25 protein-coding genes are annotated in these 25,152 nt (G+C 33.3%); 11 read left to right on the top strand and 14 right to left on the bottom strand.

The window, feature by feature from the left end:
- Positions 1 to 113 precede the first annotated feature (113 nt).
- The 5 genes from truB to FJOH_RS02980 form a co-directional block, all read right to left on the bottom strand.
- On the bottom strand, positions 114 to 803 hold the full coding sequence (gene truB, locus FJOH_RS03000; protein ID WP_012022661.1) for a tRNA pseudouridine(55) synthase TruB: 690 nt from the start codon (positions 801 to 803) through the stop codon (positions 114 to 116).
- Entirely contained in the window at positions 803 to 1,600 is a 798-nt protein-coding gene (locus FJOH_RS02995) for an undecaprenyl-diphosphate phosphatase (protein WP_012022660.1), read from the bottom strand. Before FJOH_RS02995 ends, truB begins: the two co-directional genes overlap by 1 nt.
- Positions 1,601 to 1,689: 89 nt before the next feature.
- Complete coding sequence (locus tag FJOH_RS02990) at positions 1,690 to 1,947, bottom strand: DUF3098 domain-containing protein (RefSeq protein ID WP_012022659.1); 258 nt, start codon at positions 1,945 to 1,947, stop codon at positions 1,690 to 1,692.
- An 84-nt stretch (positions 1,948 to 2,031) separates the two neighbouring features.
- Positions 2,032 to 2,907 (bottom strand): cell division protein FtsX, encoded by an 876-nt coding sequence (locus tag FJOH_RS02985; protein ID WP_012022658.1) that lies wholly within the window; start codon positions 2,905 to 2,907, stop codon positions 2,032 to 2,034.
- A gap of 242 nt (positions 2,908 to 3,149) precedes the next feature.
- Positions 3,150 to 3,746 carry a molybdopterin-dependent oxidoreductase gene (locus FJOH_RS02980; RefSeq protein WP_012022657.1) on the bottom strand — a complete coding sequence of 199 codons (597 nt, stop codon included), beginning with the start codon at positions 3,744 to 3,746 and terminating at the stop codon, positions 3,150 to 3,152.
- Positions 3,747 to 3,933: 187 nt separating this feature from the next.
- Between FJOH_RS02980 and leuS the strand changes: the two genes are divergently transcribed.
- The 4 genes from leuS (at position 3,934) to FJOH_RS02960 (ending at position 9,038) form a co-directional block, all read left to right on the top strand.
- On the top strand, positions 3,934 to 6,798 hold the full coding sequence (gene leuS, locus FJOH_RS02975; RefSeq protein WP_012022656.1) for a leucine--tRNA ligase: 2,865 nt from the start codon (positions 3,934 to 3,936) through the stop codon (positions 6,796 to 6,798).
- 332 nt (positions 6,799 to 7,130) lie between these two features.
- Positions 7,131 to 7,976, top strand: coding sequence for an alpha/beta fold hydrolase (locus tag FJOH_RS02970; protein WP_012022655.1), 846 nt, complete (start codon positions 7,131 to 7,133; stop codon positions 7,974 to 7,976).
- 5 nt (positions 7,977 to 7,981) lie between these two features.
- Entirely contained in the window at positions 7,982 to 8,455 is a 474-nt protein-coding gene (locus FJOH_RS02965; protein ID WP_012022654.1) for an RNA polymerase sigma factor, read from the top strand.
- Positions 8,442 to 9,038, top strand: coding sequence for a hypothetical protein (locus FJOH_RS02960; protein ID WP_012022653.1), 597 nt, complete (start codon positions 8,442 to 8,444; stop codon positions 9,036 to 9,038). Before FJOH_RS02965 ends, FJOH_RS02960 begins: the two co-directional genes overlap by 14 nt.
- A gap of 75 nt (positions 9,039 to 9,113) precedes the next feature.
- On the opposite strand, the gene FJOH_RS02955 is transcribed toward FJOH_RS02960, so the two are convergent.
- Complete coding sequence (locus tag FJOH_RS02955) at positions 9,114 to 9,521, bottom strand: hypothetical protein (RefSeq protein ID WP_012022652.1); 408 nt, start codon at positions 9,519 to 9,521, stop codon at positions 9,114 to 9,116.
- A gap of 166 nt (positions 9,522 to 9,687) precedes the next feature.
- On the opposite strand from FJOH_RS02955, the gene FJOH_RS02950 reads away from it, so the two are divergent.
- The 3 genes from FJOH_RS02950 (at position 9,688) to FJOH_RS02940 (ending at position 13,111) form a co-directional block, all read left to right on the top strand.
- On the top strand, positions 9,688 to 11,700 hold the full coding sequence (locus FJOH_RS02950) for a tetratricopeptide repeat-containing sensor histidine kinase (RefSeq protein ID WP_012022651.1): 2,013 nt from the start codon (positions 9,688 to 9,690) through the stop codon (positions 11,698 to 11,700).
- Entirely contained in the window at positions 11,693 to 12,328 is a 636-nt protein-coding gene (locus FJOH_RS02945; RefSeq protein ID WP_012022650.1) for a response regulator transcription factor, read from the top strand. The genes FJOH_RS02950 and FJOH_RS02945 overlap by 8 nt, the downstream gene beginning before the upstream one ends.
- 99 nt (positions 12,329 to 12,427) lie before the next feature.
- Positions 12,428 to 13,111: a zinc metallopeptidase gene (locus FJOH_RS02940; protein ID WP_012022649.1), complete on the top strand. Its 684-nt coding sequence runs from the start codon at positions 12,428 to 12,430 to the stop codon at positions 13,109 to 13,111.
- 177 nt (positions 13,112 to 13,288) lie between these two features.
- Here the strand turns inward: FJOH_RS02940 and FJOH_RS02935 are convergent, their stop codons facing one another.
- From FJOH_RS02935 to FJOH_RS02925, 3 genes are all read right to left on the bottom strand, one after another.
- A complete protein-coding gene (locus FJOH_RS02935; protein ID WP_012022648.1) occupies positions 13,289 to 13,759 on the bottom strand; it encodes an Lrp/AsnC family transcriptional regulator in 471 nt (156 codons plus the stop codon).
- 144 nt (positions 13,760 to 13,903) lie between these two features.
- Positions 13,904 to 14,653 carry a uroporphyrinogen-III synthase gene (locus tag FJOH_RS02930; protein WP_012022647.1) on the bottom strand — a complete coding sequence of 250 codons (750 nt, stop codon included), beginning with the start codon at positions 14,651 to 14,653 and terminating at the stop codon, positions 13,904 to 13,906.
- 14 nt (positions 14,654 to 14,667) lie between these two features.
- Positions 14,668 to 15,336 carry a DUF4271 domain-containing protein gene (locus FJOH_RS02925; RefSeq protein ID WP_012022646.1) on the bottom strand — a complete coding sequence of 223 codons (669 nt, stop codon included), beginning with the start codon at positions 15,334 to 15,336 and terminating at the stop codon, positions 14,668 to 14,670.
- Positions 15,337 to 15,443: 107 nt separating this feature from the next.
- On the opposite strand from FJOH_RS02925, the gene FJOH_RS02920 reads away from it, so the two are divergent.
- From FJOH_RS02920 to FJOH_RS02910, 3 genes are read left to right on the top strand one after another with little or no spacing between them, the layout of a single operon-like run.
- A complete protein-coding gene (locus FJOH_RS02920) occupies positions 15,444 to 16,169 on the top strand; it encodes a polyprenol monophosphomannose synthase (protein ID WP_012022645.1) in 726 nt (241 codons plus the stop codon).
- Between the two features lie 9 nt (positions 16,170 to 16,178).
- Complete coding sequence (locus FJOH_RS02915; protein WP_012022644.1) at positions 16,179 to 17,519, top strand: dihydroorotase; 1,341 nt, start codon at positions 16,179 to 16,181, stop codon at positions 17,517 to 17,519.
- A 9-nt stretch (positions 17,520 to 17,528) separates the two neighbouring features.
- On the top strand, positions 17,529 to 18,008 hold the full coding sequence (locus FJOH_RS02910) for a DUF4296 domain-containing protein (protein WP_012022643.1): 480 nt from the start codon (positions 17,529 to 17,531) through the stop codon (positions 18,006 to 18,008).
- On the opposite strand, the gene FJOH_RS02905 is transcribed toward FJOH_RS02910, so the two are convergent.
- A complete protein-coding gene (locus FJOH_RS02905) occupies positions 18,009 to 19,010 on the bottom strand; it encodes an NAD-dependent epimerase/dehydratase family protein (RefSeq protein ID WP_012022642.1) in 1,002 nt (333 codons plus the stop codon).
- 198 nt (positions 19,011 to 19,208) lie between these two features.
- Here FJOH_RS02905 and tyrS point away from each other — a divergent pair, with 198 nt between their 5' ends.
- Complete coding sequence (gene tyrS, locus FJOH_RS02900) at positions 19,209 to 20,504, top strand: tyrosine--tRNA ligase (protein WP_012022641.1); 1,296 nt, start codon at positions 19,209 to 19,211, stop codon at positions 20,502 to 20,504.
- A 63-nt stretch (positions 20,505 to 20,567) separates the two neighbouring features.
- Here the strand turns inward: tyrS and FJOH_RS02895 are convergent, their stop codons facing one another.
- The 4 genes from FJOH_RS02895 to FJOH_RS02880 all read right to left on the bottom strand — a co-directional run bounded on the left by FJOH_RS02895 (position 20,568) and on the right by FJOH_RS02880 (position 25,086).
- Positions 20,568 to 22,208: a T9SS type A sorting domain-containing protein gene (locus FJOH_RS02895; RefSeq protein ID WP_012022640.1), complete on the bottom strand. Its 1,641-nt coding sequence runs from the start codon at positions 22,206 to 22,208 to the stop codon at positions 20,568 to 20,570.
- A 121-nt stretch (positions 22,209 to 22,329) separates the two neighbouring features.
- On the bottom strand, positions 22,330 to 23,310 hold the full coding sequence (locus tag FJOH_RS02890) for a LuxE/PaaK family acyltransferase (RefSeq protein WP_012022639.1): 981 nt from the start codon (positions 23,308 to 23,310) through the stop codon (positions 22,330 to 22,332).
- 151 nt (positions 23,311 to 23,461) lie between these two features.
- Entirely contained in the window at positions 23,462 to 23,800 is a 339-nt protein-coding gene (locus FJOH_RS02885) for a T9SS type A sorting domain-containing protein (protein ID WP_012022638.1), read from the bottom strand.
- Between the two features lie 107 nt (positions 23,801 to 23,907).
- Entirely contained in the window at positions 23,908 to 25,086 is a 1,179-nt protein-coding gene (locus tag FJOH_RS02880; RefSeq protein ID WP_012022637.1) for a hypothetical protein, read from the bottom strand.
- Positions 25,087 to 25,152 lie beyond the last annotated feature (66 nt).

The raw sequence follows: 25,152 nt of genomic DNA, 5'->3' as shown, positions 1-25,152 counted from the left end.
TTTTAAAGCCTGGCACATTACTTTCATTTAGTAATGTGCTTTTTTATTTATTTAAAGTTTTTAAAAAAAACAGTAAGTGTATCCATGAAACGGATAAACAAAATCTGTTGTTTCTATTGAAGACTTTCTTCGAATAAAGTAATGTCAATCGCATTTTTTACATCATAATCACCAATTTTGGTTCGGCGTAAAACGGTTAAATGCGAACCTGAATTCATTGCTTTTCCAAAATCGTAAGCAAGCGAACGAATATAAGTTCCTTTACTGCAAACTACTCTAAAGTCAATTTCAGGCAATGCAATGCGGGTGATTTCAAATTCGTGAATTGTTGTTTTTCTGCTTTCAATTTCGATTGATTCTCCGGCACGTGCATGTTCATACAAACGAACTCCGTCTTTTTTAATAGCTGAAAAAATAGGCGGTTTTTGATCGATTTCGCCTAAAAACTGTTTTACCGTTTCGTGAATTAGAACTTCGTTAATATGTTCTGTTGGGAAAGTCTGATCGATTTCGGTTTCTAAATCATACGATGGAGTAGTGGCTCCAATATAAAATGTTCCCGTGTATTCTTTTGCCTGTCCTTGAAGTTCAGAAATTTTTTTTGTGAATTTTCCGGTGCAGATTAATAATAATCCTGTTGCTAAAGGATCTAAAGTTCCGGCGTGACCAATTTTGAACTTTTTTGGAAGTCCTACTTTATTAATTAAAAGGTATTTTAATTTGTTAACTGCCTGAAACGAACTCCATTTTAAAGGTTTGTCTATCAGTAAAACTTGTCCTTCTAAATATTCTTCAGGTGTCATTATATAATGGTAAGCGGGTGAATGAAAAAGTGAATCAGTAATAAAATGATTCCGGCAATTATTCTGTAATAGCCAAATACTTTAAAGCCGTTTTTAGTCAAAAAGCTAATAAAAGTTTTAATAGCAAGAAGTGCTACAATAAAAGCCACAACATTTCCAATGATTAAAATATTTACCTGATCGTGAGATAATTCAAATCCTGCTTTATAATAATCGTAGCATTTTTTTACCGTTGCTCCTAACATGGTTGGAACGGCCAGGAAAAATGAAAATTCAGCAGCAGTTGTTCTGGATAATTTTTGAGACATTCCGCCAACAATACTGGCACCGCTTCGTGAAACTCCGGGAATCATCGCGATACATTGAAATAATCCAATTTTAAGAGCTTGTAAATACGTGATTTTCTGTGAAGTTTCGGCCGCGTTTGGATTGTTAAACCATTCATCAACTTTTAATAAAATCAATCCGCCTATTAAAAGTGAAACCGCAACTGTAACCGGGTTTTCTAATAATCCGTCGATAAAGTCACTCAATAATAATCCTAAAACTACAGCCGGAATAAAAGCGACTAAAAGTTTAAAGTAAAAATCAAGAGTTTGAAAAAAACGTTTGAAGTATAAAACGACAACCGAAAGTATAGCGCCAAGCTGAATAACAATCGTAAAAAGTTTAGTGAAATCTTCGTGTGCGATTCCAAAAAAAGAAGAGGCAATAATCATGTGTCCGGTTGAAGAAACAGGTAAAAATTCTGTAATTCCTTCAATAACGGCAAGAACGATAGCTTGTAATGTGTTCATTTAGAATTTTAGATTTCAGATTCTAGATTTCAGATTGTCAACCTGAGCGAAGTCCAAGGGCATTTCAATAGGAAATCTATAAACCTATATTATTTAGATTTTTTGAAAATAGAATAAATCGTGATTCCAAAACCAATTAAAACAGTGGTTGGAGCTAAACGAATACGTCTAAAACTAAAAACATCCTCATTAAAAACATTTGAATTATCACTTCCTCCGCCAGACATTAAAATAAATCCTAATGCAATTACAGCAATACCAATTAATAAAATTTTATAATTGATACCGTCAAAAAGGAATTCCTGTTTTTGAACTTGTTGTTCTTCTTTATTGTTGTTGTTTTTCATTTTTATGTGTTTGTCAGCCTGAGCGAAGTCGAAGGCATTTTTTTTTAAATCTAAAATCTGCAATCTAAAATCTGCAATCTAAAACTAATAAAGATCGTCAGTTCTTAAATTCAGGAATCGCTGTGTTGCAAAATGCGTACTTACCCATGTAATTAAAACGCCTAATCCGAAAACGGCCAATAATACTAATCCAATTAAAGCTTTGTCTTCTAAAATTCCTAAACCAGGGAAATTCGTTTCTACATAAAATAAAAGACCAATTAAGGCTATGATTGCCAATAAAGCACCCAGCATTCCCAGTTTTACGCTTCGCATTACAAAAGGCTTACGAATAAACGATTTTGTTGCGCCCACCATCTGCATGGTTTTAATAATAAAACGATTAGAATGTATAGACAAACGAAGTGAACTGTTAATTAATAAAACGGCTATTACAGTAAGGAAACCGCTTATGATTAAAATCCACATACTAACTTTTTTGATATTGTCATTTACCAGATTCACCAATTGTTTGTCATACACGATATCTTCGATCATCGTGTTTTTACGCAAAGCACTTTCTATTTTTAAAATGCTGTCACGTTCAACGTAATCTGCTTTTAAATGAATGTCGTATGAGTTCAATAAAGGATTTTCTCCTAAAAAGGTCAGGAAATCTTCTCCAATAATATCAGTATGTTCTTTTGCAGCTTTTTCTTTTGTTACATAAACATACGAAAGAGCAAAAGGAGCTCTTTTTAATTCAGAGTTAAAAGCTTTGATAATACTGTCATTTGCCTCATTTTTAAAGAAAACTGTCATAGCGATTTTTTCTTTAAAATCGTCAGCCAGTTTTTTAGAATTAATGATAAATAATCCTAGTACTCCCAAAAGGAATAAAACTAAGAAGACACTTAATACTACCGAAAAATAAGAGGAAATTAACCTGCGTTTTTGAAATTTATCAAAGTTAGAACTCATAGTATGCTTAAATTATGGGGTAAAAATAATAAAGAATTTCTTTATTTAAAGTTAATAACAAACTTTTGTATTATAAATATACGATTTGATATTGAATAAAATGTTGATTTAACCGCAAAGTACGCAAGGTTTTTTAATTCTCTAACCTTATATAAGCGCAAAGTTCGCAAAGCTTTGTGTTGATAAAGCTTTGCGAACTCTGCGTAAACCTTGCGTACTTTGCGGTTAAACTCTCAAAAAAACTATTTCACTTTGTAAACCTCAATGCTCTTAAGCCAGTAAACATGTCTTGGTCCAGTTTTGATGTCGTTTTTACAAATCAAAATCATTTCACCGTTTTTAACAGGTTTTCCGTTTTCTTCAAACAATACATAAGTATTTTCGCCTGTTGGGTTATTAAAAATTTCAGCCCATGAAAAAGTTGCTTTATAATCGTCTGAAGCTCTGGCTACGATATAAAAATTGCGGTCTTTATGTCCGTTTTGTCTGATTTTGGCTTTTTCTAAAATATCTTTCAAAAGAACACCTTTGCAGGCTTTAATAATTCTCTTGGTTTCTCCATTTTTTCCAGTAACTTTTAGATTGTCAATAGTAACAACTTTCATTTTTTTTAGTGAATCAACAGTTAGTTGTAGTGAAAACTCAACATCGCCTTTTACTTCAATAGAATGATTAACCAGTTTCAAACTGTCTTCGGCAGTAAGGGTTGGGTGTCCATGTTTTGGGTTTTTTGAGATTTTTTCTTTAGAAATAGTTTCTTCTTTGTCTTTTTTGGAAGAATTACACATTGAACAACAAAATGCAATGAACAGAATTAGTATGTAGTTTTTTGTTTTCATAAAATGGAATAGTTAATGTAGATTCAATATTACGTATTTTTACTTAATTAGGATAAGTATTTTGAAGTTTTATTTGTTTGTCAATGAAATAGCTTTGTAACAAACAACAATAAATGTAAATTTGCGGCTAAATTAATTTAGTGAAAAGCTTAGAACCTTAGTAACTTAGAATCTTAGTCACTTAGAAATGAAGTACAATCCAAACGAAATTGAAGCCAAATGGCAAAAATATTGGGCAGAAAATCAAACTTTTGCAGCAAAAAATAACTCTGAAAAACCGAAACATTATGTTCTCGATATGTTTCCTTATCCATCTGGAGCAGGATTACACGTTGGGCACCCGCTGGGTTATATAGCTTCAGATGTCTATTCTCGTTTCAAGAGACATCAAGGTTTCAATGTTTTGCACCCAATGGGTTACGATAGTTTTGGATTACCTGCAGAACAATATGCGATTCAGACAGGACAGCGTCCAGAAGATACAACACGCGTAAATATTGACGGCGGTGTTGACAAAGAAGGAAAACAAATTGCGGGTTATAGAAAACAATTAGATAAAATTGGTTTTTCATTTGACTGGGCGCGTGAAGTGCGTACATCAAATCCTGATTATTACAAACATACACAATGGATTTTTATCCAATTGTTCAACTCTTGGTATTGCAGAAAACAAGGAAAAGCATTTGATATTTCAGAGCTTGTAACTGTTTTTGAAGAAAGCGGAAATGCATTGGTTGAAGCAGTTTGCGACGATAATGTTACGATTTTTACGGCTGATGAATGGAAATCTTATTCTGATGACCAAAAAGAGAAAATCTTGTTGCAATACAGAATGACGTATTTGGCAGAAACCGAAGTAAACTGGTGTCCAGGCTTAGGAACTGTTTTGGCAAATGACGAAATCGTAAACGGAGTTTCAGAACGTGGAGGTTTTCCTGTTATAAGAAAAAAAATGACACAATGGAGTATGCGAATTTCTGCTTATGCCGAACGCTTACTTCAAGGTTTAAATGATATCGATTGGAGTGAGTCTATAAAAGAATCTCAAAGAAACTGGATCGGGAAATCGGTTGGGGCTTTGGTGACTTTTAATGTGAAAAATCACGATGAAGTAATCGAGGTTTTCACTACTCGTCCTGATACTATTTTTGGAGTTACTTTTATGACTTTGGCACCAGAACACGATTTGGTTGCTAAAATTACAACTCCAGAACAAAAAGAAGCTGTTGAAGCGTATATCGAAAAAACAGCAAAACGTTCGGAGCGTGAGCGTATGGCCGATGTAAAAACTATTTCTGGTGTATTTACTGGAGCTTATGCAGAACATCCATTTACAAAAGAAGCTATTCCGGTTTGGATTGGTGATTATGTTTTGGCAGGTTATGGGACAGGTGCTGTAATGGCGGTTCCTTGCGGAGATGAAAGAGATTATGCTTTCGCTAATTTCTTTAAAGGTCAGAACGGAATGCAGGAAATCAAAAATATCTTCGCTAATGTTGATATTTCTGAAGCTGCTTACGGATCAAAAGACAACGTTGAAATCGCAGCTTCTGATTTCTTAAATGGATTAAACTACAAAGACGCGACAGCAAAAGCAATTTATAAGTTAGAAGAAATCGGACAAGGAAAAGGTAAAACCAATTACCGTTTGCGTGATGCTGTTTTCTCTCGTCAGCGTTATTGGGGTGAACCGTTCCCGGTTTATTATGTGAATGGATTGCCTAAAATGATCGATACACAGCATTTGCCAATTATTTTGCCAGAAGTAGAGAAGTATTTACCAACAGAAGACGGTTTGCCTCCTTTAGGAAATGCAGCAGTTTGGGCTTGGGACATAAAAGAAAATAAAGTTGTCAATACAGATTTAGTTGATAATGTTTCGATTTTTCCTTTAGAATTGAATACAATGCCAGGATGGGCGGGAAGTTCATGGTATTGGATGCGTTATATGGATGCACACAACGAAAATGAATTTGCAAGCAAAGAAGCTTTGGCTTATTGGGAAAATGTAGATTTATACATTGGAGGAAGTGAGCACGCAACAGGTCACTTATTGTATTCTCGTTTTTGGAACAAATTTTTAAAAGACAAAGGTTTTGCTCCAACTGAAGAACCATTCAAAAAACTGATCAATCAGGGAATGATTTTGGGGACAACGGCTTATGTTTACAGATTAGAAGGTACAAATACTTTTGTATCTAAGAATAAAATTAAAGGTCAAAATGTACAGCCAATTCGCGTTGATGTTCATTTTGTTAATTCTTCGGATGAATTAAATATCGAAAAGTTCAAAGCTTGGAGAGAAGATTTCAATACAGCAGAATTTATTTTTGATGAAAACGGCAAATACATTGTAGGTCGCGAGGTTGAAAAAATGTCGAAATCATACTATAATGTTGTAACTCCAGATGATATCTGCGCAGAATACGGTGCTGATACATTACGTTTATACGAAATGTTCTTAGGTCCATTAGAGCAGGCAAAACCTTGGAATACTGCTGGTATTTCTGGAGTTTTTGGTTTCTTGAAAAAATTATGGAGATTGTATTTTGATGATAATGGTTTAATCGTAAACAACGACGAACCAACAAAAGACAATTTAAAATCATTGCATAAAACAATCAAAAAAGTAGCAGAAGACATTGAGAATTTCTCTTTCAATACTTCGGTTTCTCAATTTATGATTTGTGTAAACGAATTGTCTTCTCAAAACTGTCATTCAAGAGCGATCTTAGAGCCATTAGCAATTTTGGTTTCACCGTACGCGCCTCACATTGCAGAAGAATTATGGGCACAGTTAGGACATAAAACTTCAATTTCAGAAGTGGCTTTCCCTGTTTTTGATGCAAAACATTTAGTTGAGACGAATAAAGAATATCCAGTTTCTTTTAATGGAAAAATGCGTTTTACAATCGAATTGCCTTTGGATTTAACCGCAGCACAAATCGAAGAAATCGTAATGAAAGACGAAAGAACTCAAAAACAATTAGACGGTAGAATACCAAATAAAGTGATTATTGTTCCTGGAAAGATCATCAACCTTGTAGGTTAATTTTATAATTTCTCAATATAAAAATTCCAAATTCCAAATTCCAAATTCCAATTTTACGATTGGGGTTTGGGATTTTTTTATTTTATGTCATTGCGAGGAACGAAGCAATCTCATTTACTGCATCAATTTTTGGGTCTTATTTTAGTGAGGTTGCTTCGTTCCTCGCAATGACAAAAATTGAGGAAAAAAGTTAGCGCCCTTTGCGGTTAAAAACCCCGCAAACATTAGAATTAGTAATTTTTCATAAAAAAAATAATCTGAGTTGTAACATTTTAATAGTTCTCGTATCCAAAGAACGGATCCGATTAATTAATAACTTAAAACTATTAAAAATGAAAAAGTATATCATCTTAATTATTGCATTCTTATTTTCAGCTTTATGTTTAAATGTTTTCGGACAGACAAGACAATTCCCATTTGAAATTTTAAAAACTGGAAACGGAGACCAATCTATAATATTTATTCCCGGCTTTGCGTCTTCTGGCGACGTTTGGAATGAAACCAAAGCCGCATTCGAAAATGATTTTACTTGTTATACACTTACAATGGCAGGTTTTGCCGGGATAAAACCACAATCTAATGCTTCGTTTGAAAATTGGAAAAACGGAATTGTAAATTATATCAAAGATAATAATATTGAAAAACCAATTCTAATTGGTCATAGTATGGGCGGAGGGCTCGCTCTTGCAATAGCGTCTGATTATCCGGATTTGATCAGCAAAATTGTTGTTGTAGATGCGCTTCCTTGTTTAGCTGCTTTAAATGATCCCGCTTTTAAATCAAAAATAAATAACGACTGCTCTTCAACTGTAAATCAAATGACAGGATTGACCAATGATCAGTTTTATGATATGCAGAAAAAAACTATGCCGCGGCTTTTAGCGAATACTTCTAAAATGGATATGGTTGTAGACTGGAGTGTAAAATCAGACAGAACAACTTTTGGGCAAATGTATTGTGACTTTTTTAATGTTGATTTAAGGGATAAAATCTCTCAGATTAAATGCCCGGCTTTAATTTTATTAGAATCTTATTTTATAAATTTAAAACCGGCTATTGAAGATCAGTATAAGAATTTAAAAACTGCTAATTTTCAATACGCCACAAATGGACTGCATTTTATTATGTACGATGATACAGCTTGGTATTTAGAGCAGTTGAGCACTTTTTTAAAATAATAAAAATGGAATTCGAACAAATCTACAAAATATATTGGGATAGAATTTTCAGGCTTTGCATGGGTTTCGTGAACGATTATGATGCTGCTCAGGATTTAGCTCAGGAAACTTTTATAATTGTCTGGCAGAAATTAGAAACTTTTAGAAATGAGTCTTCTATTGGAACCTGGATTTTTAGAATAGCTTCTAATAATTGTCTGAGGCAGATAGAAAAACAAAAGCGTTTCCCAAAATCAGAACTGCCGATTCATCTTTCAGAAGAAAAACAAACTTCATTAGAACCTCAGATTCAATTCTTGTACAAATGCATTGCTGAGCTTCCAGAAACCGATCGTATTATTATTTCGTTAGAATTAGAAGATATCAAACAAAATGAAATTGCTAAAATCGTCGGACTTTCTGAAGCCAATGTCAGAGTGAAAATTCATAGAATAAAAGAAAAACTTACTCAAAAATTTAAAGAAAATGGACAACGATAACAATATAGATTTTAAAGATTTATGGAAAAAACAAGCCATAAGTCAGCCAGATATGACCGATTTGCTGGCAAGAGTAAATAAATTTAAAAAAACCGGACTGCGTTGTTTATGGATTACAAATATTTTGCTTCTTGCAACCAGCATCTTTATTGCCTTTGTTTGGTTCTATTATCAGCCGCAGTTTATTTCGACTAAAATTGGAATTGTTATGGTGATTTTGGCAATGTTGATTTATTTAATGACCTACAATAAATTATTAGGGAATTATAAAAACATTGAAGCAAATCAAACCAATCACGATTATTTGCAGAAATTAATTGAAATAAAAAAGAAACAGCAGTTTCTTCAAACTAAAATGATGAGTTTTTACTTTACAGCTCTTACAATTGGAATTTGTTTGTATATGTATGAATACGCCAGCAGAATGACAGCGTTAGGAGCAGGTTTAACGTATGGAATTACTTTGTTCTGGATGTTATTCAATTGGTTTTATCTTCGTCCGAAACAAATCAAAAAACAGCAGGAAAAAATAAATAGTCTGATTGATAAGTTTGAGGAAATAAACAATCAGTTAGGGATATAAAAAAAGAAGCTTCGCAAATTGCGAAGCTTTCTTTTTTCCAAAAACAAAAAAAATATTAAATTCTAATCTTAAATACTATCTAGGAAAGATGTAGGTTTTAGGATGCACAACAATGATTCCATCACTGTCTGCTTTTCCTGTTAACTCAGATACTACCTTTCCTCCTACATAAACTTTAGCTGTCAAAGTTTGTCCTGCAACTCCACCATAACCGCCTGTGTGCACTAGTGCTCCATCAGAATCTGCATCAGCAGTAAACTCTTTAGTCCAAGGCAGTGTAGTTACATCTTCAATAAGTGGAGCGCCACTTTTTTCCATATAAGTAACATCCATTTTCCCTGTGTAGTTTCCTGTTATTTCATATTTTACATCTCTTGATCCTGTTCCTGAGTTACCATTGTCGTTGTCATTATCACTGCTGCAAGAAACTGCTGTAAAAGCAAGAGTCAATACAAGCGCCGCTGTTTTCAAAATTGATTTCATGGTTGTTTTTTTTAATTAATTAAATTCTTTTAACAAAATTAGAATCTAATATCTGAGGGAGCAATACCTGATAAAATGCATTTTTCACTACCTGATATCAGGTAAAAGTGAGAGATTTCTTTTTGAAACGTTTTTTAATTTGATAAATTTGAATAAATCCTGCTTTATGAAGAAAATCTACTTACTTGCACTTTTTTTATTTTTATCTGCCGTTTCGAATTCACAGGTTATTCTTTCTCTAGATGATGATTCTGTGTATATTGACAGTATTGCCAACATCACTAAAAACACAAAATCCGACAGTATAAAATGTCTTTACAGTTTTAAATTATCAAAATTGTATTTGATGATTCAGGACGCCAAAAAATCAAAAGAATATTTAGCACAGGCAAACAGTCTTAAAGACAAATATCCGTTTTTGAGAGATGCCGGAATTTTTTATAATTCATCCACCTTTTTAGAGAAAGGAGATGTTGAGGGATTTGAAAAAACACTGCTTGACGGTAACGAAAAACTAAAGAAATATTTTAATACCGAAGCATTTCGAATCCGCGCTATTATTCTGCAGAATTATGGAATCATGCAGCAGCGCAAAAACAACGAAAAAGTTTACATGAAACTGCTCATAAATGAAGCCATTCCTGCAGCAAAAAAAAGTCGTGATTATGAACTTATAAGCGGATTGTATAAAGCGGTTGCTATTATTTTTATGAATAATAATGAACGAGGAAAAGCGAGTGAATATTTAAGCGAAGCTCAAAAATATATTGAAAGAGCTATTAAAAAATCACCAACTGCCGCCGAGTCAAAAATGGAAACTTATATAATTAATGCCGAAAATTTAATCGAATTACAGCATTTTTATGATGCTAAAAAAATACTCGATAAAGCATTTTCAACATTAAAAGATTTTCCGGAATCTAACCTAAACGATTCTTATTATTATTCTGAAGGATTGTATTATGCAAAGCAGAATAAAAACTCTAATGCATTAGAAAGTTATGGAAAGGGAATAAAATCTGCCGAAAAACATCAAAATGCGATTGCTTTAAACCGATTGAAATTTGCAGAATATGAGGTGCTTTTTAAATTAAAAAATTATGATAAGGCAAAGAGCAACTTAGATTACCTTTTAGAAAATACTCCTTTTGTTGTAGATAAAAAGAATTATTATAATGAATTGGCAAAAGTTTACAATGCTACAAAAGATTATGATAAAGCCTATTTTTATTCTCATAAATACAATGCTTTGAATGATAGTTTAAATAATACCAAGTTTCAAAGCGAGATTGTAGAACTCGAAGCAAAGTATAAAAAAGCCGAAAGCGAGAAAAAAATAACTTTACTGCAGTCACAAAATGATAACGCAGCTTTGCAGGTAAATAATAACCGTCTTAATTCTGTGCTTTTTGCGGGTCTGTCTTTTCTTTTGTTTCTTATTGTTTTGTTTTTGTGGATTTTTAATAAAAATCAAAAGAAATTAAGCATTCAAAAAGAAATCAACCTTAAACAGGAATTATCATCTTTTGAAGACCGGCATAAACTTTCTGTTTCCAAAGCTTTGATTCAGGGTGAGGAAATGGAACGAAAAAGAATTGCCAGAGATTTACATGATGGACTTGGGAGTATGCTTTCGGGAGTAAAAATTCATTTAAACCTGGCTAAAAAAGATAATGGAGAAGCGGTTAATAATGTTGATACGCTGCTGGATAATTCAATAAAAGAACTCCGAAATATATCGCAGAATTTAATGCCTGAAAGTCTGCTTGAACTTAGTTTAGAACACGCTTTAAGAGATTTATGCGCAGCAAATTCAAATGCAGTTACTAAAATTGAGTTTCAATATTTGATTAAGAAATCAAAACTGCCTAAAAACTACGAAATCATGATTTACAGAATTATTCAGGAACTGTTGAATAATGCTTTAAAATATGCAAAAGCATCACAGGTTTTGGTTTCGTGTTCTCAAAATAAAGACGTGTTTTTTATTACGGTTGAAGACGACGGAGTTGGCTTTAATCTCTCAGAAGCAAAGAGTAAAAACGGAATGGGATTAAAGAATATTCACAACCGTGTAGAGTTTTTAAGCGGAAAATTAGAAATCGACAGTAAAATAAATCAGGGAACTTCCGTTTATATAGAACTGAATGTCATAAACGAAAATCAAAAAAATGAGTAAAAAATATAAAATGGTTGTGGTTGACGATCATCCAATTGTAATTTCTGGAATTTCAGGATTGCTGTCTGATTTAGATAATATTGAAATTGTAGAGAAAATGCAATCCGGAGCTTTGCTTCTCGATTATATCGAAAACAACGAAGTCGATCTGGTTTTAATAGATATTTTTCTGCCGGTAGTAACCGGAATAGATTTGTGTAAAGCTATTAAACAGAAATATTCTCAGGTTATTGTTATTGGTATGAGCAGTCAGTCTGAACGAAGCCTTGTGATGCAGTTTATTCAAAATGGCGGAAATGGTTATATTTTAAAAAGCGCTTCTTTTGAAGAGTTTAAAAACTGTATTAACAAAGCAATTGAAGGAGAAATTGTTTTTAGTGATGAGGTAAAAACGATTGTAAGCCAGCCATTATCTGAAGATTTAGATAATATTCCGAGTTTAAGCAGAAGAGAAAAAGATATTGCACTTTTGCTTTCAAAAGGAAAACAGACTCAGGAAATTGCTGATGAACTTTTTCTGAGTTTTTTAACTGTACAAACACACAGACGTAATATTCTTCAAAAATACAAAACCAAAAATGTCGCAGAATTAATTACTCTGCTTTTAAAAAATAATCTTTTAGACTAAAAAGTGTCCGAAAAAATGCCAAAATGACATTTTGTTAAAATGGTTTACAATTTGCTGTTTGTTTTGTAAATTTAAAATCAATCAAAAAAAAGTAAAAACATGGGAAGTGGATATTTAATTCTCGCCGGAGCTATAATGCTGTTTAGCTGGATGGTGAGTGCAAAACTTAAAAGTAAATTTGAATTATATTCTAAACTGCAATTAAGAAACGGAATGAGCGGTGCAGAAATCGCCGAAAAAATGCTTGCTGATAATGGAATTACAGATGTTCGTGTTATTTCGACTCCGGGTCAGTTAACAGATCATTACAATCCTTCAGATAAAACGGTGAATTTGAGTGAGGCTGTTTACAGTCATCGTAATGCAGCGGCAGCAGCGGTTGCAGCACACGAATGCGGACATGCAGTACAGCACGCAATTGGTTACGAATGGTTAACAATGCGTTCTAAGCTGGTTCCTGTTGTCAGCGTGGCTTCAAACTTTATGCAGTGGATTTTGTTAGCAGGAATTTTAATGATTAGAACTTTTCCGCAGTTATTATTAGTGGGAATTATAATTTTTGCGGTAACAACATTGTTTTCTATTATAACATTACCGGTAGAATACGATGCAAGTAACAGAGCCTTAGCCTGGCTTGAAAATAAGCACATGTTGACACAAGAGGAGCAGGCTGGAGCAAAAGATGCCTTAAAATGGGCTGCAAGAACGTATGTAGTTGCAGCTTTGGGATCGATAGCAACGTTGTTGTACTATATCTCGATTTATTCGAACAGAAGGAATTAATTTGAGAATTAGATAATTAGTCAATTAGATAATTTATCATAAAACCCGACAGTTTAAAACCTGCCGGGTTTTGTTTTTTTATCACTTTGGTGTTTGCTTCCAGATTGAGCGAAGTCGAAATCTTTCAAGAAAATGATTTAAGTATTTATCGAATTATCAAATCGGCTGTTATCTAATTTACAATTGAATCTGTCTGTCAATCTGCTGATCCAGCGAAATAAAAGTCTCTGTTCTTGAAACACCTTCAATAGCCTGGATTTTAGTGTTTAAAAGCTGCATTAAATGTTCGTTGTCACGACAAATAATTTTTATCAAAACCGACCAGTTTCCGGTTGTATAATGACATTCCAGGACTTCTGGAATTTTTCTTAATTCTTTTACGGCTTCAGAGTTTCGGGAAGCTTTATCAAGATAAACACCAATAAAAGCCATTGTGTTGTAGCCTAAAACTTTTGGGTTAACTGTAAATTTAGATCCGGAAATTACGCCGGATTGTTCCAGTTTTTTTAACCGCTGATGAATTGCAGCTCCCGAAATACCAATTTTATTAGCGATTTGTAAAATGGGCTTTCGGGCATCGTCCATAAGATATCGAAGGATTTCTTTGTCGATACCGTCAATTTCAATTAAGAGGGAGTTGATTTTCATAACTTATAATTTGAAACTATTTATTGTGATTTGGGTTTAGAATAGAAATCAAATGTAGTTAAAAGGTGGGTGAAAACAAAAATTCCAAATCCCAACATAAAATTGGAATTTGGAATTTTATAAATTCTATATTTTAAAAAAGGATTATTTTCCTTTGTTTGCCTCGGCAACGTATTTTTCTAAAGCCATTGTCATAGAAGGAGTTTCAGGAGTTGGAGCAAGAATATCAATTCTTAAACCATGATCTAAAGCTTCTTTTTGAGTTGTACTTCCAAACACGGCAATTCTGGTATCGTTTTGTTTGAAATCAGGGAAGTTTTTAAACAAAGATTTAATTCCAGTTGGACTGAAAAACGCTAAAACATCATAATAAACATCAGCAAGATCAGATAGGTCGCTCATTACAGTTCTGTAAAAAATAGCTTGTGCCCAATCTACTTTAAGGCTGTTTAATGTGATAGGAGCATCTGCATTTAATTGGTCAGATGCAGGAAGCAGGAATTTCTCGTCTTTGTATTTTTTGATTAAAGGAGATAAATCTGCAAAATCTTTTGCTCCAACGTAAATTTTACGTTTTCTGTACACAACGTACTTTTGAAGATAAAATGCTACTGCTTCAGATTGACAAAAATACTTCAATCCTTCTGGAACTTTGTAACGCATTTCATCAGCCACTCTAAAAAAATGATCTACAGCATTTCGACTTGTTAAAATGATCGCAGTGTAATGATTAAGATCGATTTTTTGTAATCGAATCTCTTTTGCGCTAACCCCTTCCACATGAATAAATGGTCTGAAATCAATTTTTATTTTGTGTTTTTGTTGGAGCTCAAAGTAAGGAGAATTCTCCACTTTAGGTTCAGGCTGTGACACCAAAATTGTTTTCACTTTCATATTATAAACATTTTCTAAGCACTCCCTTTTGTTATCCAATAATAAAGAAAATAATAAGGCGCTATTTCAAGAGCGCAAAGATATAAAATAAAATAAAATAACTTGCCGATAATTACGTTTTGATACGTTTTAATTGAAATAAAATACGAATAAAGGCTGATACAGAGTGAAATACCTATGATTGCAAACGGTACAATCGTTGGAATATTGTCATAATAAAACAAAATTGCATTGATTGGAAGGATTAAAACGCCTATATAAGTTCTGTAAGTAACTTTTTGCAAATTAAAAAGCTCTACAAAATCGTCGATGTTGAATGAAGCTGCGACAATTTTCTCAATTAAATACTTCGCCAGAATAAAATAAAGTAAGAAAGTAGCGATTTGAATAAACAAAATCCAGTCGGTTTTAGATGCCTGTCCAAAAATATTCATGGTAAGCTGAATAAAAAATGCAAACGAAATAACCTGAACGAAAAATAAACCAACTGTAAAGCTGCTTTTCATGTGGCTGTTATCCCGATAAATTTTGGCATATTTATCAGAAAAAATAAGTTTGCTGAATTCTGTAAAACGAGTTTCGTATGCAGATTTTGTCATTGCAACAACAGCAAAGGTCAGGACAAATAAAGCAGTTGCCCAGTCTTTGTTTTCAATTATTCGAGGATGAAGATGTTCAATCATAGCGTCACAAAATTAGTAATTTTTTGTATCAATACTTTTATTATGTATTTATTATGAACCAAATGCTATAAAAAGTTTACTTTTGCGGTGAAATTACCGAGAAAAAAATGAATGATAGTATTGTCATAATTCCCACTTATAACGAAATAGAGAACGTAGAAAGTATAATAAGAGCCGTTCTTTCGCAGCATAAATCTTTTCATCTTTTAATTATTGATGATAATTCTCCAGATCATACGGCTGATAAAGTTATTGCTTTACAGGAAGAATATCCAGAAAGATTATTTCTTGAAAAAAGAGCCAAAAAAGCAGGACTAGGAACTGCTTATGTTCATGGTTTTAAATGGGCTTTAGCACATAATTATGATTTTATTTTTGAGATGGATGCCGATTTTTCGCATAACCCAAATGATCTTGAAAAATTGTACGATGCCTGCCATTTTGGAGGTGCTGATTTAGCAATAGGATCACGTTATGTAAAAGGCGTAAATGTTGTAAACTGGCCCCTAAGCCGTGTATTAATGTCGTATTTTGCATCGGTTTATGTAAAGTTTATTACCGGAATGAAAATTCACGATGCAACAGCAGGTTTTGTTTGTTATAAAAGAGAAGTTTTGGAGAAAATTAATCTGAACAAAATAAAATTTGTTGGATATGCGTTTCAAATCGAAATGAAGTACAGAACTTATTGTGCTAAATTTGAAATAAAAGAAGTCCCAATTATTTTTACAGACAGAACAAAAGGTGTTTCGAAAATGAGCAATGCCATTATTAAAGAAGCAATTCTTGGGGTGATTTCTCTTCGATTAAAAAAATTAGTCAATACATTATAAAGATAGGACATGAACAGGATTTTAATAAAAAATGCCAAAATTGTAAACGAAGGATCTATTTTTGACGGAGATGTTTTGATCGAAAATGATCTTATTGTTGAAGTTGCAGACAGTATCAGTCTAAAAACATCAGATTGTATTGTTATTGATGCCGAAGGAAGTTATTTAATGCCGGGTGCAATAGACGATCAGGTACATTTTAGAGAACCGGGCTTAACGCATAAAGGCGATATCGAATCTGAATCTCGTGCAGCTGTTGCTGGTGGAATCACTTCTTTTATAGAACAGCCCAACACAGTCCCAAATGCCGTTACTCAGGAAATTTTAGAAGATAAATATCAAATTGCAGCTCAAAAATCATTTGCGAATTATTCGTTTATGATGGGAGCAACCAATGATAATTTGGAAGAAGTTTTAAAAACAAATCCAAAAAATGTAGCCGGAATCAAGATTTTCTTAGGTTCTTCAACAGGAAATATGTTAGTTGACAGAGAAGAAACTTTAGAAAAAATTTTCTCAAGCACACCAATGTTAATTGCAGTTCATTGTGAAGATGAAACTACGATTCAAAATAATCTGGCAGAGTTTAAAGAAAAATACGGAGATGATATTCCTGTAACGGCTCACAACTTAATTAGAAGTGCTGAGGCTTGTTATCTTTCTTCTTCAAAAGCAGTGGCTCTGGCAAAAAAGACAGGAGCGAGACTTCATATTTTTCATCTTTCGACTGCAAAAGAAATGGAATTGTTTACAAATAAAATTCCATTAGAAGATAAAAAAATCACAGCCGAAGTTTGTGTACATCATCTTTGGTTTACTGATGAAGATTACAAAACAAAAGGAAATTTCATTAAATGGAATCCAGCTGTAAAAACCGAAAGTGACAGAAAAGTACTTTGGGAAGCTTTAAATGACGGCAGAATTGATGTTATTGCAACAGATCATGCACCTCATACTAAAGAAGAAAAAGCACAGTCGTATTTAAAAGCTCCATCTGGAGGTCCGCTTGTGCAGCATGCTGTTGTAGCAATGTTTGAAGCGCATCACCAAGGAAAAATCAGCGTAGAGAAAATTGTAGAAAAAATGTGCCACAATCCGGCTAAAATTTTCAAAATTGAAAAAAGAGGATTTATCAAAGAAGGTTATTTTGCCGATTTGGTAATTGTAAACCCAAGTAAGCCTTGGAGCGTAAATACAGATAATATTTTATACAAATGCGGCTGGTCTCCTTTTGAAGGAACAACTTTTAAATCGAGAATTACACATACTTTTGTAAACGGTGAAATGGTTTACAATAATTTTAAAGTAAAAGATATCCGCGCCGGAAAACGTTTATTGTTTGATAGATAAAAAGCTGAAATGAAGAATTGTTTAATAATACTATTAGTTTTGTTTCTTTCTGTAAGTTGTAAAAAAGAGGTTGTAAAACAGCCTGCAAAACTTATCGAGAAAGAAAAAATGATTGATATTATGTATGATTTGTCTCTTTTAGAAGCAATGAGATATCAGCATCAGGAACTAATAGACTCTACTGAAACAAACCCAACAAAATTTATATTGAAAAAATATAAAGTTGATAGTTTACAATTTGCACAAAATAATATGTATTATGCCGCAGATTATGAGAACTATAAAGATATGTTTGATGAGGTAGGAAAGCGATTGGCCAAAGTTCAAAGAGCAACTGATTCTATAGTTAAAATCGAAGATAAAAAAGCGGCTAAAGAGGCAAAAAAGAAAAAGAAAGAAGTTCTAAAAGATTCGATCAAAAAAGCAGAACCTGTAATAAAAAGCATCGATTCGCTAAAAAAAGCAAAAAGAAAACAATTAAGAAAGTAATTACAGCTTCGAAATATTTTTTACATATTCATGTACATCTAGAAAAACCGTTCCCAGAGCGGTTTTTATTTTTTCATTTGAATATAGATTTTTAGAATAAGAAGCTTTTGCTGTAGCTTTAGTCAGTCTTCTTTTTTGAAAAAATAAAGTCGAAAATATGCCGTCGGCAATCCAAAGGAAATTCATTAAAGCGGGTTTTGCATGACGATGTGGTCTTTTAACGTTTAATGCATCTGCAATTGTGTTTAGAATATCTTTAAAGACAATATTATCGGCAATTAAAGTAAATCGTTCGTTTTTAATATCGCTTTTCATTAGCTGAAGAGCAGTTTTTACAACATCATCCACAGAAATAAAACCAGTATTTCCAAGTGTGTAAAAGGAAAGTCCGTTTGCAACTTTTGCATACAATTCAGAACTTCCTTGTTGTTTGCTTTTCTCTTTCGGAATTGGACCTAAAATAACACCCGGATTAATAATAATAACATCTAAACCTTCCTGATGTCCGCGCCATACTTCCATTTCGGCACCATATTTTGAAATGGCATAATCACTATGTGGTTTTTCAGGATTCCAATCTGTTTCTTCGGTAATATAAGTTTCATGAGCTGCTAAATCTCCCAGCGCAGCAATGGAACTCACAAAACAGAATTTTTTAATTTCTCTGGCAATAGAAAAGTTGACAATATTAGCTGTTCCTTCGATATTGGTTTTTCGAAGTGCTTCTTCATCTTTAGGATCAAAAGAAATTAAAGCAGCACAATGGTAAACATACTCAATGCCGTTAAAAGCAATTTCGAGAGAAGGTATGTCCAGAATATCGGCTTCAAGCCATTCTATTTTTTCAAACAATTCTGTTTTTTTGTATAATTCAAAAACCGATTTTGTTTTTTCAATATTATTTTGACTGCGATAAATTGCCCTTACATTTTCTCCATTTTCAATTAAATGAAGTAATAAATGCGAACCAACTAAACCTGTTCCTCCTGTTACTAATACCATTTTGTAAAGATAAGTTTTTGCTTGAAAGAGACAAAGCGACAAAGGCTCAAAGTTGCAAAGGTTTTTTCTTGAGATGTAAAGATTTAAAGGTACAGAGGTTAAAAGTTTTTTATTAGAATTGCAATTGTCATTGATATTGTATTTGCTTTTTGATATTGCCGATGCCATTGATTATATTTGCGCAAAATATTTTAAAAAATGAAGAATCTAGTTGAAGAATTAAAATGGCGCGGTTTGTACCATGATAGCATGCCAGGAACGGAAGAACAATTGCTAAAAGAGGTAACATCGGCCTATATTGGTTTTGATCCAACGGCAGATTCACTGCATATAGGCAGTATGGTTCAGATTATTTTATTGGTACATTTAAAGAATTTTGGTCATCAGCCAATTGCTCTTGTGGGCGGTGCGACCGGAATGATTGGTGACCCATCTGGGAAATCTGACGAAAGAAATCTGCTTAACGAAGAAACCCTGGCTAAAAATGTTGCCGGCATTAAAAGTGTTTTGTCTCGTTTCTTAGACTTTAATTCAAAAGAACAAAATGCCCCAATTATGGTAAATAACTATGATTGGATGAAAGAATTCTCGTTTATTGATTTTGCTCGTGAGGTTGGAAAACGCATTACAGTAAATTATATGATGGCGAAAGATTCTGTTAAAAAAAGAATCAATGGAGAAGGTGAGGGAATGTCTTTTACAGAGTTTACTTATCAATTAATTCAGGGTTACGATTTTTATCATTTATATAAAAATAATAACTGCCTTTTGCAAATGGGAGGTTCTGACCAATGGGGAAATATTACCACGGGAACAGAATTAGTACGCAGAATGGGCGGGGAAAATGCAAAAGCTTTTGCTTTAACAACACCTTTAATTACAAAAGCGGACGGATCTAAATTTGGAAAATCTGAAGGAGGAAATGTTTGGCTGGATGCTGATAAAACTTCAGTGTACAAATTTTACCAGTTTTGGGTAAATGCTACAGATGCTGATGCTGAAAAATATATCAAGATATTTACTTTCTTAGATAAAGAAACAATTGATGCTTTAATTGCTGAGCACCAAACTGCTCCTCATTTAAGAATTCTGCAAAAGAAATTAGCTGAAGAAATCACGATTTTTGTTCACAGTAAAGAAGAATTAGAAAAAGCAATTCAGGCTTCGAATATTTTATTTGGAAATTCAACTGCTGACGATTTGAAAAAACTAGATGAAAAGACTTTCTTAGAAGTTTTTGATGGGGTTCCACAGGCTGAAATCGCAAAAGCAGATCTAGAAAACGGATTGGATATTGTTACTGTTTTAAATGAAAAAACAGGTTTCTTTAAATCTAACGGAGAAGCAAGACGTGCCTTAACTGCAAATTCTATTTCTGTAAACAGAGAAAAAATAAAAGAAGATTTTGTTTTAACTGCAAATGATTTAATTAATAATCAGTTTGTGTTATTACAAAGCGGTAAAAAGAATTATTTTGTAATTCGAGTGGTTTAATCCGCATTAGATAAATAAAAAAAGCATCCTGAATAAGGATGCTTTTCTATTTAATAGTTGTTCTTATTTAAGAACTTTACGAGTCTCGTTTTTCGATTTAATAATGTAGATACCGCTTTTTAGTGAATCTAAGGATTTGTTTTCTTCTTCTATAGATTTAACTTCTTTAGTTAAAACTTTTTGTCCTTCAAAATTGTAAACGTTAATTGAATAAGGCTGTATGCTGTCTTCAACATTTACATTAGACTGAACAGTTTTTGCGAAAGGGTTAACAAAAGTAACTGGTATAACTGTTATGTTGTTATTTTCGTTTGATTCAGTATTTGTTTTAGAATCATCAACCGACATAAGAATGTTTCGATTTCCGGTAACTGTTAAGCCGCCAAAATCTGAAGAGAAAATTGATTTAGATACTGTAATTGAACTTCCCGGGTTTATTGCAGCTATTGAAACGCTGCTTGCTGTAGATTTTATATCTGCTGCATCAAGAATACCATCAGTTGATAAATAAAACTGAAGCGTTGCAGGGGTTGATGCTGTGCTTCCTATATTTTTAATAGTTATTGCCTGTAAGTTAATAATTCCAGATTGATTATTTATTGTGTGTCTTTTATTTCCTAAATCACTTAATGCTGCGCTACAATCAAAACAGTTGCTAAAAATAATCGTATTAGCTGGATCAATAATTAAGTCTGGTTTTCCAGTTGGCGTTGTTGTCTGGTTGACAGTAAATGACGATAAAGACGAAATTATATTATTACTGTTATTTATGTCTTCACTATTAATTAATTGAATAATTACATAATAAGTACCGCTGCTAATATTTGCAGGAATAATTATCGATGGAACACCATATTTGCTTTCATTAGGGTTTAGTGGATCGATGGTAACATCTTTGATTAATATATCATCAGAACTTAGAACAGAATTGCCTTTAGAAAAGTAAATTAAGCAATGAGAGGGTGCAAAAGCTCTGCCTCCTATATTTTTTATAGAATATATTACACTAGCATTAGCTCCGGTAGTGGTTGTTGTACCTCCAAAGTCTGTTGCTATAGCTTGTAAATCTGGTTTTGGGCAATTTAATGCAGCGGGAGAAAAAACGGCATTTGCAATTGTAGGATCAAATTCATAATCAGCATCTCCATTTTCAGGACTTGAACCATCTATCAAATAATAATTTGGCCCCTTTCCAAAATCCATGAAATAAGCACTGCCTACAGTTAAAGACTGGGTTATTTTAATGTTTACTTTTTCTCTTGTTGTATTAGCCGTTAGGTTTGCACAATAGTTATTTTGTGCTTCTTCTACAGTTGAACCCAATAAAATTGGTCTTATATATTTCCAAGATAAAGAGCTGCATAAATTAGTAATTGGTGATCCAAAATTAGGAGGAGTATCAAGCTCATCTCCCTTGTCGACTCCTGAATCTCCAGCATAAGTTACTTTGTAATACCTTGTGCCGTAATTAGCAGGTAATCCTAAGTCAACTTTGTAAATTTTACCAACTTCTAATTTGAAATTTTGTTTTAGATTGACATCAAGAACTCTCAAAGGTTGAAAGTGATGAGTACACTCAATTGAAATAGCCCATTCTATCGTGGTGCCTAAATCTTGTAATTCGTGATATCTGTAATTTGGATTTTGTGACCATGCTTTTAAGTTTAATAAACTAATCACAAGTAATAGAGTAATTTTTTTCATAAGAATTATATTTAAAATTTAGATTAAAAGTATATTTTAAATATAATTGTAGTATTTTTTTTATATTATCTCTAAGTTAATAAATTGAGTAAATTCTTACTAATAAAATAAGCAAACTGCTTTAAAGGACCATCAGGTTGCAGCCACGAATATCAGAATTATCAAAGCGTCCCAATACTTCGAAAGAGTTATTGGGATTTTTTTTGCCTAAATCCTGCGTTGCAATAAAAGAGCAAGAGTTAATATTGGCTAAATCTATTACATTAATACCGCCGGTTTTTCCGTCCTGAATATAGGTTAAAGCATCTTCTGGGTCTCGTACCAAAATATGCATCCATGATGGACATTCAAAAATACCTTCTCCTAAAGAATAAGCCTGCGCTAAAAGTTCGGTCATCCCGTATTCAGAATGAATAGAGGAAACGCCAAAACCTTTGCAGAGAATTTCGTGTAATTCTTCGCGAATCATTTCTTTGCGTTTTCCTTTCATTCCTCCAGTTTCCATAATAATGGTATTTTGAAGATTGAATTGATGTTTTTCGATTAGATCTAATAAAGCATAAGTAACGCCAATTAAAATCACATTTTGACCTGATTCGTCTAATTCGGTCAGTTTTTTAATTAAGTCGTCGTGATTGTGCAGATAGAACCCGCTGTCAGGCTGATTGGATAGTTTTATTAAGTCTTCGACCATATAAATAAGCGAAGATCCCTCTCGTTCTAAATATGACGGCAAAAGGGCTAAAACAACGTAATCTTCGATATTGCCGTAAAATTGCGAAAAACCTTTGCGGTAACTTTCCTCATATAGGGAAATATCGGTCACTAAATGTCTGCTGGTTATCATTCCGGTTGTACCGCTGCTGGTAAAAGTTACTTCGGCAGGATTTTCATTCGAAACGACATTGTGGCTTTTGAAAAATTGAATAGGTAAAAAAGGAATCTGCTTTAATGATTTTACCTGCTGAACATCTGTTTTTAAGTAATCACAGAAATCACGATATACTGCATTATTCGCATACTGAAAGCGGAACACTTTTAATGCTGTTTTTTCAAATTGTTTATGGCTTGAAATTGTAAATATATCGCTGGCTGTAATCAAAACTTTTTTTGTGCAAAGATATTGTTTTTCGGTTTTCAGTCGCAGTTTTCAGTCGCAGTTTTCAGTCGCAGTTTTCAGAGTCTCATAAAAACTATAAACTGTGACTGAGACTGTAAACTTAAAAAAGCTCCAAAAGGAGCTTTTTTAAAAATTATCGAATAATGAGTTTTCGCGTTGCTGTGGCATTCTGCTCACTTATTCTTATGATGTAAACGCCAGGAACCAAATCAGAGACGTTTAATTCTTTTGTAGTTAAATGTGCTTGCAGCACTTTCTTTCCTAAGATATCAAATACGATGATTTCTTTTTCCAGATCATTTTTTGATGATATATATACTTTTCCGTTTACCACAGGGTTAGGGTACAAGCTGAGACCCTCAATACCTGTCGGATCCTGAGTTTTTGGTAATTGCTTACTGTCTTGTGCCGAAACACTTACAGTAAAGAAAAAAGCCAATAAGAATGTAATATAAAAGTAGTTTTTTGCCATCGCGTTTATTTGGATATTGTAAATATACAAAAAAAATTACAAAAATCACACCAAAAAAAAACATCCTAAATATTTAGGATGTTTTTAACATTTTGTATTCGAAGTTATTAGAAACCAACTGACCAGCCAGTAGCCCATGTTGGAGTTCCAACACCATTTCCAGCTCCAGTAGCAGCAGCAGATAGTGTAGCTACAGCAGATACATTAGCTGAAGTTCCGTCTGTCTTTTTACCTTTAGTTTGAGTAGGTACGTCAGTAACAAAGTTTACGTTGTTAACTTTCAAAGCAGTACCAACAAAAGCAATAGTTTCGTCATTTTCTACATCAATACCAGTTGCCCAAGCACTTAATACCACGTTAGAGATAATTCCTTTAGTTCCTCTTCTTAATTTGATAGCTTGGTTCTCAGCGAAGTTAGCTGCTGCTGCAGTACTTCCAGGACCAATAAGAGTCATATTTGTAATAGTAGGGTTAGCGATTGGAGTGAAAGCATATCCAAATTCGAAGTTATCAGCTTCGATACCTCTGTTTCCTTTTCCGAAATCTAATCTACCATACCAGTTTTCGTTTGTTCCGTTCCATCCTTCTGTCCAGTCAAACTGATCATCTTCGTTACCGATAGAGATTAAGTTTTTAGTATTTACAGATCCTCCGAAGAATTCGAATCCGTCATCAGCACCGTGATAAGCTTCTACGTTTTCAACGATTGTACCAGAACCAACACCAAAGAATGAAAGTCCGTTAAATTCTTTTTCAGAGTTAAAAGCAGCTCCAGCATACTCAATTCTTAAATATTTGATAGAACCTGAGTTATCAGCAGAGTTAGTTCCTCCGTAAGTTAATTCAGCAACTTCAGATGTAGCTGTACTAGCACCTCCGCTTACACGGTTGATAGGAGCTCTACCACAAATTACTAAACCACCCCATTTACCAGCTTCTTTAACTGAAGCAGTCATGATTACTGGTTTCGCAGCAGTACCATTTACATTGATTTTTCCACCTTGAGCAACAGCGATGTAAGATGCAGTTCCACCTGTACCTTCGATAGTTGTTCCAGCAGGAATTGTTAAAGTTGCACCGTTTTCTACTTTTATAGCTCCAGTAAGTTTGTAAGTTTTAGACGCATCAAGTACAACCTCACCATCAGTTATAGTCCCTTTGAAGTTAGCAGCATCTGCTACAAAGCTTGAAGATGGTGTTTTTTTGTCGTCATCACTAGAACAGCTTGTAAGTAAACCTCCTGATAAAGCAACAACTGTAACGAAATTTAAAATTGATTTTTTCATAATCGTTTTAATAATTTTTTTGTGTTTAATTTCTAATGCAAAGATGGATTAGAAATCTTTTTCGCA

This window comes from Flavobacterium johnsoniae UW101 (genome assembly GCF_000016645.1).
In the GTDB taxonomy this organism is placed as follows: domain Bacteria; phylum Bacteroidota; class Bacteroidia; order Flavobacteriales; family Flavobacteriaceae; genus Flavobacterium; species Flavobacterium johnsoniae.
The sequence above is the reverse complement of the archived record's forward strand: the minus strand, read 5'-3'. Positions and strand labels throughout refer to the sequence as shown.